The organism is Micromonospora arida, from assembly GCF_003857035.1.
In the GTDB taxonomy this organism is placed as follows: domain Bacteria; phylum Actinomycetota; class Actinomycetes; order Mycobacteriales; family Micromonosporaceae; genus Micromonospora; species Micromonospora arida.
In genome coordinates this window covers 38,679-50,915 of the sequence record NZ_QGSY01000169.1, presented here as the reverse complement: position 1 = coordinate 50,915, position 12,237 = coordinate 38,679, and the positions used below count along the sequence as shown (strand labels likewise).

At 71.8% G+C, this 12,237-nt stretch carries 10 protein-coding genes; 4 read left to right on the top strand and 6 right to left on the bottom strand.

What is annotated here, in order from left to right:
• Window positions 1-3 precede the first annotated feature (3 nt).
• From DLJ58_RS14465 to DLJ58_RS14450, 5 genes are all read right to left on the bottom strand, one after another.
• Window positions 4-3,651 carry an adenylate/guanylate cyclase domain-containing protein gene (locus tag DLJ58_RS14465; RefSeq protein ID WP_124856660.1) on the bottom strand — a complete coding sequence of 1,216 codons (3,648 nt, stop codon included), beginning with the start codon at window positions 3,649-3,651 and terminating at the stop codon, window positions 4-6.
• Complete coding sequence (locus DLJ58_RS14460; protein ID WP_124856658.1) at window positions 3,648-4,484, bottom strand: MBL fold metallo-hydrolase; 837 nt, start codon at window positions 4,482-4,484, stop codon at window positions 3,648-3,650. The genes DLJ58_RS14465 and DLJ58_RS14460 overlap by 4 nt, the downstream gene beginning before the upstream one ends.
• A gap of 123 nt (window positions 4,485-4,607) precedes the next feature.
• The gene (locus tag DLJ58_RS14455; RefSeq protein ID WP_124856656.1) at window positions 4,608-5,069 is read right to left on the bottom strand and encodes a RidA family protein; all 462 of its coding nucleotides are present in this window, start codon (window positions 5,067-5,069) and stop codon (window positions 4,608-4,610) included.
• Window positions 5,066-5,221, bottom strand: coding sequence for a Sp36 family protein (gene sp36, locus DLJ58_RS34085; protein WP_007466198.1), 156 nt, complete (start codon window positions 5,219-5,221; stop codon window positions 5,066-5,068). The genes DLJ58_RS14455 and sp36 overlap by 4 nt, the downstream gene beginning before the upstream one ends.
• Window positions 5,222-5,265: 44 nt before the next feature.
• Window positions 5,266-5,748, bottom strand: coding sequence for a hypothetical protein (locus DLJ58_RS14450; RefSeq protein ID WP_112621981.1), 483 nt, complete (start codon window positions 5,746-5,748; stop codon window positions 5,266-5,268).
• 353 nt (window positions 5,749-6,101) lie between these two features.
• On the opposite strand from DLJ58_RS14450, the gene DLJ58_RS14445 reads away from it, so the two are divergent.
• The 3 genes from DLJ58_RS14445 to bagB are packed head-to-tail and all read left to right on the top strand — an operon-like array spanning window position 6,102 to window position 9,012.
• Window positions 6,102-6,803 carry an Rv0361 family membrane protein gene (locus DLJ58_RS14445; protein ID WP_124856654.1) on the top strand — a complete coding sequence of 234 codons (702 nt, stop codon included), beginning with the start codon at window positions 6,102-6,104 and terminating at the stop codon, window positions 6,801-6,803.
• Between the two features lie 26 nt (window positions 6,804-6,829).
• A complete protein-coding gene (bagA, locus tag DLJ58_RS14440; protein ID WP_124856652.1) occupies window positions 6,830-7,807 on the top strand; it encodes an ATPase BagA in 978 nt (325 codons plus the stop codon).
• 53 nt (window positions 7,808-7,860) lie between these two features.
• Window positions 7,861-9,012 carry an ArsA family ATPase gene (bagB, locus tag DLJ58_RS14435; RefSeq protein WP_208741091.1) on the top strand — a complete coding sequence of 384 codons (1,152 nt, stop codon included), beginning with the start codon at window positions 7,861-7,863 and terminating at the stop codon, window positions 9,010-9,012.
• Between the two features lie 6 nt (window positions 9,013-9,018).
• On the opposite strand, the gene DLJ58_RS14430 is transcribed toward bagB, so the two are convergent.
• Complete coding sequence (locus DLJ58_RS14430; protein ID WP_030328078.1) at window positions 9,019-9,339, bottom strand: WhiB family transcriptional regulator; 321 nt, start codon at window positions 9,337-9,339, stop codon at window positions 9,019-9,021.
• Between the two features lie 407 nt (window positions 9,340-9,746).
• Here DLJ58_RS14430 and DLJ58_RS14425 point away from each other — a divergent pair, with 407 nt between their 5' ends.
• Complete coding sequence (locus tag DLJ58_RS14425) at window positions 9,747-12,179, top strand: penicillin-binding protein (protein ID WP_124856648.1); 2,433 nt, start codon at window positions 9,747-9,749, stop codon at window positions 12,177-12,179.
• Window positions 12,180-12,237 lie beyond the last annotated feature (58 nt).

The window sequence follows — 12,237 nt, the reverse complement described above, 5'->3', positions numbered from 1 at the left end:
GGGTTAGAGCAGGGCGGACAGGCGGGTTTGCAGAGCGTCGGCTGCGGCTCGTTCGCTGCGCTGCTCGGTGGCGTACGCCAGGCGGACCGCCTCCTGCGCGCAGGACACCGCCTCCGCCGGGCGACCGCAGGCGGCCAACGCCTCGGCCAGCACACTCGCCGCGATCACCTGGCTGCGCACGTCCTCGGCCGGCGCGGTGACCGCCCGGCGGGCCCAGTCCAAGGCCTGCTCCCGCTGACCGTGAGCGAGCAGCGCCGCCGCGTACTGAGCCATCGTCTGGCGGCGGGAGAAGAGCAGCGAGGGTGCGTTCGCGGCGGCCGTGGCCACCGGGGCGAGCAGCCCGACCGCTGTCGCCGAGTCGCCGGCGGCAAGACGGGCCGTCGCCAGCAGCACCCGGGGCGCCACCTGCGCCGGGGCCTGCGGGTTGTGCGGCTCCACCGCGGTCAGCACCGCGCGGGCCACCCGCTCGGCCGTCTCGCAGTCGCCCATGTCCAACGCGACGAAGCCGCGCAGCGTGCCGGCCATCCCGGTGAGCAGCGGATGCGAGGTGCGCTCCGCGTACGCCAGGGCGTCGGTGAGCAGGTCGGCCGCGTGCTCCGGCTCGCCCAGGCCGCGCGCCACCACCGCCCGGACCACCAGGGCGAACCCACGCCCCCAGTCGTCGGACGCGGCGGCGAACTCCCGGTACGCCCGCCGGGCCTCCCGGTCCGCCTCGGCCAGGTCACCCAGCTCGGCAGTGGCGAACGCCGCCACCGCGCGCAACGTGCCCACCGCCCACGCCTCACCGACCCGCTCGCCGAACGGCAGGAACACCTGCGCCATCCGACACGCCTCGCGCAGTCGGCCGGCGAGCAGCCGGGCGAACGCCGTGGTGCCGCGCAGCCAGGCCCGCCCGTACGGGTCCTTCAGCTCGGCGAAGAGTCGGGCGGCCCGGCCGAGTACCGCGTCGGTCCCGGCGAAGTCGCCCCGGGTGGTGGTCACCCAGGCCAGGTTCTGCAGGGACCACGCCTGCCCGCGTCGGTCCTGCGCACCGAGGCTGACCTGGTACGCGGCCGCCAACCGGCTGCTCGCCTGACTCAGCCGCCCGGCCACGAAGTCGGCCATGCCGAGCCGGCGCATCGCCGTGGCGCGCTGCGTGGGCAGCCGACCCTCGGTGGCCACCTGCAACGCCTCCTCCCAGGCGGTCACCGCCCGGCCCTGGTCGCCGAGGGTCTCCTGGGCCTGCCCCGCCAGCAGCAGGGCGCTGACCCGGGTGGCCTCGTCCCCCGCGTTCGCGGCGATCTTCTCGGCGTACGCCAACGCGTCGGAGACCCGGCCGACCTGGAGCAACGCCCGCGCGTGCACCACCCGATCGGCTGCCGGCACCCCGTCGCGGGCCAGTTCGGTGGCGCGCTCGGCGTACTCGACGGCCATTGCCGGCTCACCGGCGGAGAGCGAGCGGCGGGCGGCCCGGCCGAGCGCGGCGACGCCGAGCGGAACCACCGCCCGGGCCGGCGCGTCCGGGCGCAGCTTCACCGCGTCGGCGAGCGTGGCGGCCCGCTCGACGTGCGTCGCCACGAAGTCGTCCCGGGCCTCGTCGGTGAACCCGCCCACCGTGCTGGCCGTGGTCTCGTCCGCCGGCCCCGCCCAGCGGGCCAGCGCCGCGTGCCGCTCGGCCAACTCGGCCTTGCTCACCCCGGCGTACGCGGCCTCCCGCATGAGTGGTGTGGCGAACGAATAGCCGGCACGTGAGCGGTGCAGCATGCGGCGTTGCAGCAACTCCTCGACCGCCCGGTCGAGTTCGACCGCGACCACGGCCGACGGCCGGCCGTCGCGACCGCCGCGTAGCTCCCGCATCGCCTCCAGCGCGCCGTTCGGCACCGTGTCACCGGTGACCGCGGCGTCGCGCAGCACCGACCGGGCATCCGGTGGCAACGCGTCGATTCGGGCCGCGAGCACGGCGGCGAGGTCCCGGGAGAGCAGCCGACTGCCCAGCGAACCCGGCACCAGCCGCCAGCCTGCCGGCCCGCTCTGCTCCCGCTCGCCGGAGCCGGACCGCTCCACCGCGGCACCCCGCGTCGAGGCGACACCGCGCACTGATTCGGTGGTGAGCGCGCCCCGTTCGATCAGCAGGGTGACCAGCTCGGCCAGGTAGAACGGATTGCCCTGCGCGGTGGCGAGCAACCGGTCGGTGTCGGCCTGCGGCAGCTTGCCGCCGCCGAGGTAACTCGTGAGCAGCCGGGCCGCGTCGGCACCGCGCAGCGGCGGCAACGAGTGCACCTCGGCGTCCGCGACCCGGGTCAGCGCGCCGGCGGTACGCACCAACTCGGGACGGCCGAGCAGCAGCACCAGCACCGGGCCGGTGAGCTTGGACAGGGTCAACCCGAGGGCACCGATCGTCTCGGCGGTGGCATCGTGCAGGTCATCCACCACGATCACCAGCGGCGCCTCCGAGGCGAGCCCAGTGAGCAGGTCGGCGACCGCGTTCGGCACCACCTCGGCGTCCGCTGCCGGAGTGCCCGAGCCGCCCCACTCGCCGCTGTCGCTGCCACCGTGCGCCGGGAGTTCGGCGTAGCCGAGCAGGGCCAACAGTTGCTCAGTGGCGATCGGCGGTGTCTCCGCACCGGAGCGGGCGAGCCGCTGCCCGAGCCGGCGCAGCCGCTCCTCGACCGCCGGGCGGGTCAGCGCTGTGGACGCGTCGCTGGGCAGGCCGACGGCGGCCCGCACCAGGTCGGCCAGGGGCGCGAGCCGTCGCCGCTCCCCGAACGCGGCACAGTGCACCGAGAGCACCCGGGCCCCGGTGTGCGCCGCGTAGCGGCCAGCACCGACGTCGTACCCGGCGGCGAGGCGCTCCACCTCGGCGGCGAACCGGGACTTGCCGATGCCCGCCTCGGCGGTCATCAGCAGCACCCGTGGGTCGCCCTGGTCGATCACCTCGGCGAGCCGGCCGGCGACCCGACCGATCTCCGTCTCCCGGCCGACGTACGGTGCCTCGTCGCCGAGCCCCGAGCGGGTGCCCGGTGCGTCCAGCAGACCGAGCAGCTCGTACGCCTCGACCGGCTCACGCTTGCCCTTGAGCCGCAGCGGGCGCAGCGCCCGCCAGGAGGAGACGTGCCTGGTGGCCGCGGCGGTACGTCCACCGGCGTAGACGGCCCCGACGGCGGCGGCGTCGGCGAGCCGGGCCGCGGTGTTCACCGTGTCGCCGATGACCGTGTACTCGATCGCGGCCTGGATGCCCGCGATGACGTCGCCGGTGTTCAGCCCGACCCGCAGCCCGAGCGGCGCGCCGCCGCCCCGCTCGTCGTCGAGCACCCGCCGGACGGCCCGTTGCATGGACAGGGCGGCCCGGACGGCGCGTTCGGCGTCGTCCTCGTGTGCCACCGGGGCGCCGAAGACAGCCATGATGCCGTCACCGGTCAGCTTGTCGACGTGCCCGCCGAACGTCTTCACCGCACCTGCCAGGGCGGCGAGCACCCGATCGGTGACCGCGCCCACGCGTTCCGGGTCGAGGTCCTCCGACCAGGAGGTGAACTCGGAGAGGTCACCGAAGAGCACGGTGACCACCCGGCGCTCGGCCGCCGGCAACGTGGCGGCGGCCGGCAGCGCGGCGCCACAGTTGTGGCAGAACCGCGCGCCGGGAACGGCAACGGTTCCACACACGGGGCAGGTCACATGTGCTCCAACCCACTGACCCCGGGCGCGGATTCCCCGGTGTCGACGCCCAGATACTCCAGCTGGGCCCGGACCGACCATTCGGCCGCCCACCAGAGTGAGCGGTCCACGTCCGCGTAGACCGTCGCGACCACGTCGGCGGGGGTGTGGGCACCGGCGGCGACCGCCGCCCGGACCTGGTCGAGCCGGGCCCGGCGGTGGGCGAGGTAGAAGTCGGCGGCGGCGGCGCAGTCGGCCAGTGCCGGGCCGTGTCCGGGCAGCGCCGGGATCCCCCGGTACGCGGACAGCAACTCCAGGCTGCTCAGGTAGTCACCGAGGTGCCCGTCGGGGTGGGCGACCACGGTGGTGCCCCGGCCGAGGATGGTGTCACCGGTGAGCACCACCCTCTCGTCGCCGTGCTCGACCAGGAAGCAGACCGAGTCGGCGGTGTGCCCTGGCGTCTGCAACAGGCTGATGTGCAGACCGGAGCCGCCGAAGTGCTCGCCCGGCTCGGTCAGCGGCTCGCCGCCGATGGTGTGCGCCGGATCGACGGCGAGCACGTGCACGCCGCCGAGCAGCTCACTCAGCCGGGCCGCGCCTTCGGTGTGGTCGGGGTGGCCGTGGGTGATCAGGATCAGCCCGACCGGGCCGTGCTCGGCGATCCGGGTCAGGTGCCCCTCGTCCGCCGGCCCCGGGTCGACCACGATGCCGGACTCGGCCGCCGGGGCGCGCAGCACCCAGGTGTTGGTGCCGTCGAGGGTCATCGGCCCCGGGTTCGGCGCACGCAGCAGTGAAACCCAGCGGGGCAACTCGTCGGCAAGCGCCGCCACCGCCCCCGTCACGTGCCCGCTCATGGCTGCGATCGTACGACCCCGCCCGCCACACCCCACGATCTTGCACTTGCGGCCCCTGATTCATCCCGGTTCAGGGCTTTCGTCCGAGCAGAAAGTGCAAGATCGCGGGGCGATGGGGACGCGTCAGGCGACCTCGACGATCAGCTCGATCTCCACCGGGGCGTCCAGGGGCAACTCGGCCACGCCCACCGCGCTGCGCGCGTGCCGGCCGGCCTCCCCGAAGACGATGCCGAAGAGATCCGAGGCACCGTTGATCACGGCGGGCTGACCGGTGAAGCCGGGCGCGGAGGCCACGAACCCGGTCACCTTGACCACCTTGACCACGTTCTCCAGGCCGACCAGCGAGTCGACAGCGGCCAACGCGTTGAGCGCGCACCGCTGGGCCAGATCCTTCGCCTGCTCGGCGGAGATCCCGGCGCCGACCTTGCCGGTCGCCAGCAACTTGCCCTCGGCCATCGGCAACTGGCCGGAAACGTACACGTGCTGCCCGGACTGCACGGCCGGGACGTAACTGGCCACCGGCGGCACGACCTCGGGCAGTTCGAGACCCAGCTCGGCGAGCTTCGCGTGCGGACCGTTGCTCACGCCTTCGGCCGCTTCAGGTAGGCGACCAGCTGGTCCGGGTTCGGGCCGGGGACCACGGCGACGAGCTCCCACCCGTCCTCGCCCCAGTTGTCGAGGATCTGCTTGGTCGCGTGGACCAGCAGCGGGACCGTGGAGTATTCCCACTTCTGCATCGCTGAAGGGCTCCCTCTCGGTGCGGAATTGTTCGAGGGACAGCCTACGGTCCGCTGGCAGGGCGAGGTACGGGACGCTGCTCCGGCGCGGCCGGCAGCTCCCCGCAGCGCCCTTCGTGCTCGTACCCCTGCGGGCAGCGGGACCGGTCGGGCAGCAGCAGGTCGCAGAAGACCCGGTGCCGGTTGTTCTGATCGTCGGCGTTGGAGACGGTGGTCTCGCCGGCGTCCAACTCGGGCAGGAAGCCCAGGGACACCGCGACCCGACCGGCCAGCACGGTCGCCGCCGCCAGATTCGGCACCCGGATCGGCAGGTGGATGACGAAGCCCGGCTCGTCGTCCTCGCGGGTCCGCTCGGCGGGCTGGCTCGGCATCCGGGTCGTCTCCGCCTGCTCCGGCATCCGGCGGTACGACCGTTCGTTGATCGGCTGGTTGGTGACCTGCCCGCCGGCCTCGACCACGGACCCGAGCCGGCGGGGCCGGTCGTTCGTCGGGAACTGGGTGCGAGGGATGTTGTCCGCGTCGCGCATGCACTGCCTCCGGTCGTACCTCTCGGACCATGCTTCCGGCCCGGACCCATTCGTCCGTTCCGGCCCCCGCACCGGGACGAAGGTAGGTCTGTGGCCGCGGTCCCGCCAACAGGACGCGCACAAGAAGCCACCAACAGTCACATATGCGACACACCGCAGGTCGGGGGCCCGACACCTAAACCGACGCTGGTACCGCTCACCGGATCGCTGGGCCGCTCGACAGGCAGGGGCGACACCGATCCGGTCATCGACCGCTACCCTTCCGGTCGGACGGTCGCGCAGCGCCCGGCCGCCCGCTCGATCACGCTCGGCGCCAGGGGTGGCGACGGGCGCCGCACCCCTGGGGGAACGACATGACCCACCCGCCCAGCGGCGACCAGGCCGGCACACCCGCTCACCCGCCGACCCACCCGGATCCCGCCGGTCAGCCCGGCGCGCCGACCATCCCCAGCCAGCCGGCCTTCCCGGGGCAGCCCGGCGGCGCCGGGCAGCCGGAAGGGCGTGGCGGCCCCACCTCGGCCGCCGCACCGTCGCAGCCCGGTGCCCCGAACCCCTCGTCGATCCCCGCGGCCCCGCCGGCCTATCCGCCCTACCAGGGCACGGCCGAGCCGAAGAAGAAGCGCGGTCTGCTGATCGCGGCGATCGCCCTGGTCGTGATCATGGTGCTCTGCGTGGGCGGTGGCGTGGTGGCCTTCCTGACCCTGCGCGATGCCGAGACCGGCGAGGGTGCCAAGGAGCCGGCGGTCGCCGTCGACGAGTTCCTCACCGCGGTCTACAAGGATCGCGACGCGACAAAGGCGGCCGGTCGCGTCTGCGCCGCTTCCCGCGACGACGACAAGATCGCCGCGAAGGTGGCCGAGGTGGAGAAGTACGCCTCCACCTACCAGAACCCGCGCTTCCGGTGGACCACCCCGAAGGTGGACAACCAGACCGGGGAACGGGCCACCGTCTCCACCCGGCTCACCATGACCACCGCCGACGAGAAGGTGGCCGACCAGGAGTTGCGCTTCACTGTGGTGCAGAAGACGGGTTGGTGGGTCTGCGAGGTCGCCTGACCGCCGAGCCTGGATAGGCTCGACGAGTGTGTGCAGCTGAGCGTCCGATCGACCCGGCCGGTACCGGATGGCCCGCCCGTCTCCACGTGGTGACCGGCAAGGGCGGCACCGGTAAGACCAGCGTGGCGGCGGCGCTGGCCCTCGCGCTCGCCGCCGGCGGCCGGCGCACCCTGCTGGTCGAGGTCGAGGGGCGGCAGGGCATCGCCCAGCTGTTCGGCATCGAACCGCTGCCCTACGAGGAGCGGCACCTCGCCGACGCGCCGGACGGCGGTGAGGTCCGCGCGCTCGCGGTGGACGCCGAGGAGGCGCTGCTCGAGTACCTGGACATGTTCTACAAGCTGGGCGCGGCGGGCCGGGCACTGCGCAAGCTCGGCGCCATCGACTTCGCCACCACCATCGCGCCCGGCCTACGGGACGTCCTCCTCACCGGCAAGGTGAAGGAGGCCACGACCCGCACCACCGGGCAGCGGCGCGCGTACGACGCGGTGGTGCTGGACGCCCCGCCGACCGGGCGGATCGGCCGGTTCCTCAACGTGACGGCGGAGACCGCCCGGCTGGCCAAGGTGGGCCCGATCAAGACCCAGAGCGAGGGGGTCGCCGCGTTGCTGCGGTCCCCGATTACCGCGGTGCACGTGGTCACGCTGCTGGAGGAGATGCCGATCCAGGAGACGGTCGACGCGATCGCCGACCTGACCGCCCTCGGCTTCGGCGTCGGGAAGGTGCTCGTCAACGGGGTCCGACCCCCGCTGCCCGCCGGACCGGCGGTGACCGCTGCGGAGTTGAAGCGCGGGCTGGTCGCCGCCGGGCTGCCGGCCGATCGGGACATCGTGGGCGGGCTGCACGACGAGGCCCGTGATCAGCTCATCCGGCGCGAACTGGAAGATTCGCTCCGCGCCGACCTGGTGGAGTTGGGGCTGCCGATGATCGAGCTGCCGTTGCTGCCCGACGGGGTGGACCGGGCGGGGCTCGCGACGCTGGCCCAGGCCCTCGTTCGCGCCGAATGACTCACACCTGAGCGCAGCACGGGCGGACGGACCCACCGGCCCGATACGCTCGATTGGTGCCTTCCGAAGACGCGGCGCCGCAGCTGGACGTCGACCAGATCCTCGCCGACCCGGGCGTGCGGATCGTCGTGTGTTGTGGTGCCGGCGGAGTGGGAAAGACGACCACGGCCGCGGCGCTGGCGCTGCGGGCCGCCGAGCACCACGGCCGCCGCACGGTGGTGCTCACCATCGACCCGGCCCGCCGGCTGGCCCAGTCGCTGGGCCTGACCGAGCTGGACAACACCCCTCGCCAGGTCAAGGGCATCGACGTCGAGAGCAGTGGCGGCGAGTTGCACGCCATGATGCTGGACATGAAGCGCACCTTCGACGACGTGGTGTTGCAGCACACCGACCCGACGAAGGCTGCGGAGATCTTCGCGAACCCGTTCTACCAGGCGATGAGCTCGACCTTCGCCGGCACGCAGGAATACATGGCGATGGAGAAGCTGGGTCAGCTGCACGCCCGGGGCGAATGGGACCTGATCGTGGTGGACACGCCGCCGTCCCGCTCGGCACTGGACTTCCTGGACGCGCCGGCTCGACTCTCCCGTTTCCTCGACGGCCGGATGCTGCGGCTGCTGCTGGCCCCGGCGCGCAGCGGCGGCCGGAGCATGTTCAGCCTGGTCACGGCCTCGTTCGGGATGTTCTCGAAGGTGGTGCAGAAGGTGCTCGGCGCGCAGCTGCTCACCGACCTGTCCGGCTTCGTGGCGGCACTGGATTCGATGTTCGGTGGTTTCCGGCAGCGCGCCGAGCAGACGTACCGCATCCTGCAGGCGCGGGAGACGGCCTTTCTGCTGGTCGCGACGCCGGAGCCGGACGCGGTCCGGGAGGCCGCCTACTTCGCGGGCCGGCTGCGCGACGAGCGGATGCCGCTGGCCGGCCTGGTGCTCAACCGGGTGCACCGGCCGGCGGTCCCGGAGCTGGACGCCGAGCAGAGCCTGGTCGCCGCCGAGCGGTTGATCCAGCTGGGTGGGCATGAGGCCACCGCCGACGTGCTGCGGGCTCACGCGGCGTTGGCTCGCCAGGCGGTACGCGAGCAGCAGGTCGCCGCGCGCTTCACCGAGGCGTTCCCGGCCGTGCCGGCGGTTTCGGTCACGGCGCAGCCCGCCGACGTGCACGACGTCGACGGGCTACGGACGATCGGCGCGGCGATCAGCCGGCCGTGACCGGCGTCAGTTGGCCGCGCTGACGAGAATCTTGTCCTTGCCGGCCTTGTCCTTGCTGTTCTTCTTCATCGCGGCCTCGAACATCTTGCGCCAGCTCGTCACCTGGGGGTGACGACGCAGTAGCGCGCGCCGTTCGCGTTCGGTCATGCCGCCCCACACACCGAACTCGATCCGGTTGTCCAGCGCGTCGGCCAGGCACTCGTACCGAACTGGGCAGCTCCGGCAGATCCGCTTCGCCACGTTCTGTTCGGCGCCCTGTACGAACAACGCGTCCGGGTCCCCGTTCTGACATGCCGCCAGCGACGGCCAGTCAGTGATCATGCCCATGTGTACACGTCCCCCCTTGCAGTACCTACCGACCTCGTCGATGCACGTCAGCCGGCAATTCCCCCCGATCGCCCGGCCTGCCTTCCCCAAGGCGGCGCGGACGACATGTGGCGCTGTTGCCGCCCCCATCATGCTCTGTAGTCGACTGATTACGCAACGTTGTCGACGAAATCCATCATTCCGGACACTCCCGGCTTCCCGGGCCTTCGACCGCCGGTTACCCCGCCGAGGTCAGCGATAACGCTGCGCCGCCTCACTGAATCCGAGGAGACTCACGCCAGTTCACACGCAACCAAGCACCGGGGGTCGTGCGTTTAGCACAACGAGGGCAGCGCGCGCAGGAAATGGGGAAAGAACGCCCCAGCGCCCCTCGTTCCCTACTCGCGTACCCTGTCGAGGTGACCTGGATGCGGAAACGTGACCACAATGTGCTGACCAACGCCGCATCGCTACTTGTGTGTGGCCTGCTGGCCGGCGTGGTGGTCGCTGCGGCGGCCTTCCCCGCGGTAGCGATGTCCGGCTTGGCCGCGAAGGCCGGCGCCGAGACATTCGGTGCCCTGCCCACGGAGCTGACGGTGGCCCGCGCGCCACAGATCAGCTACCTGCTGGCATCGGACGGCAAGACACCGCTCGCGACGATGTACGACGAGAACCGGCGGGACGTCAAGCTCGCCGACATCTCGCCGGCCATGCAGAAGGCCATCATCGCGGCCGAGGACCATGAGTTCTACAAGCACAACGGCGTCGACATCAACGGCGTCGCCCGTGCGTTCGTCAACAACCAGAGCGAAGGCTCCGGCCGGCAGGGCGCCTCGACGCTGACCATGCAGTACGTCCGGCTGGCCATCGCCTACTCGGCCACCCACCCGGCGGACGTCGTCGCGGCGACCGAGGACACCAGCGCCCGCAAGCTCCGCGAGATGCGGCTGGCCCTCCAGGTCGACAAGGAATTCTCCAAGGACGAGATCCTCACCCGCTACCTCAACCTCGCCTCGTTCGGCAACGGCGCGTACGGCATCTACGCCGCCAGCCAGGTCTACTTCGGTAAGCCACCGAGCAAGCTGAAGATCGAGGAAGCGGCGTTGCTGGCCGGCATGGTCAAGGCGCCGACGACGAACGACCCGACCACCGAGGCGGGTTACCCGCTCGCCAAGGACCGGCGCGACTACGTCATCCAGAACATGGTCGACATCAAGGCCATCACCCAGCAGGAGGCGGACGCCGCCAAGGCGACCGAGCTGGTCGTGAAGGACAAGCGCACCCCGAACGGCTGCGTCGCCGCCAACGTCAACGAGTGGGGCTTCTTCTGCGACTACTTCTACCGCTGGTGGCTGGATCAGGAGACGTTCGGCTCGACCACGTACGACCGGGAGCGCCGGCTGAAGAGCGGCGGCTACACCGTCGTGACCTCGATCGACGTCCAAGCGCAGCGTGGCGCGGACAAGGCGGTCCGTAAGGCCAAGAGCGTGAACAGCAAGGAAGCGGCAATGGTCGCGGTGGTCGAGCCGGGCACCGGCCGGGTGCGGGCGCTCGCGGTCAACCGGCAGTTCAAGCTCGACGACCCGAAGAACCCGAAGAACAAGATGTCCAGCGATCCGGCCAAGAGCAGGAAGGGCATCCGGGGCAACTACCCGGCGACCGTGAACCCGCTGCTCACCGGCGGCAACGGCATCACCGGTTACCAGGCAGGCTCTACCTTCAAGATCTTCAGCATCCTCGCCGCGCTGGAGAAGGGCATCCCGCTCAGCTACTCGATGAACGCGCCCCAGCAGTTCAAGTCGGAATACATCATCGACAGCAGCAGCCCGGCGGCGTGCAAGGGCACCCACTTCTACTGCCCGACCAACTCCGGCCTCAAGGCCGGCGGCGTGCAGAACATGTGGAGCGCCTTCAGCGCGTCGATCAACACCTACTTCGTCCCACTGCAACAGCAGGTCGGTGCGGAGAACGTGGTCGACGCCGCCCGGCGGGCCGGCATCCAGTTCCGGGCGAGCAACGACGCCAAGTTCGCCGCGACCAAGGAAGCCGCCCACCAGTGGGGCGCCTTCACCCTGGGTGTTTCCTCCACGACGCCGCTCGACCTGGCCAACGCGTACGCCACCCTCGCGGCGGACGGGAAGTACTGCGAGCCGATCCCGGTGCAGGAAATCCGGGACCCGGAGGGCAACAAGCTGGACATCGCCAACCCGCGCTGCGAAAAGCGGTTCAGCACCGAGGTGGCCCGGGCCGCCGTGGACGCCGCCCGCTGCCCGGTGGGTGACAACTCCAGCACCAGCAAGTGCGGTGGCACCCGCACGGCCGCCGTCGTGAAGGGCATCGTCGACGCGCCGGTGGCCGGTAAGTCCGGCACCACCGACTCGGAGAAGACGGCCGCCCTGGTCGCCATGACCAAGCAGTACTCGGTGGCCGGCATCATGGCCGACCCGGACTGGCCGCAGACGAACGTCGAGATGAAGCACAAGGAGAAGGACGGCATCAACCCGCCGGTGTACGAGACCCTGCGGGATGCCATGAAGGGCAAGGACCGCGTGCAGTTCACGCCACCGGGCCAGAAGATATCCGAGGGTGACCAGCGCAGCATCCCCGACGTGAAGTGCATTTCGGTGGATCAGGCGAAGTCCCGGCTCAAGGGCGCCGGCTTCGAGCCGGTCGTCTCCAGCGCGAAGGTGCCGTCCTCCTGTAAGGCGGGCGACGCGGCCGGCACCAGCCCGGACGGACGCACGATCAAGGGTGGTGTGGTCACCATCCAGGTCAGCAGCGGCGGCGGCACGCCGGGCAACACCGACGGCACTCCGGGCAATCCGCCCGGGGGCCGACCCGGGGGCCGCCCCGGCGGCTGAGCCGACGCGTAGGACACGACGGGCGGGCACCCTTCTCGGGTGCCCGCCCGTTTCGTCT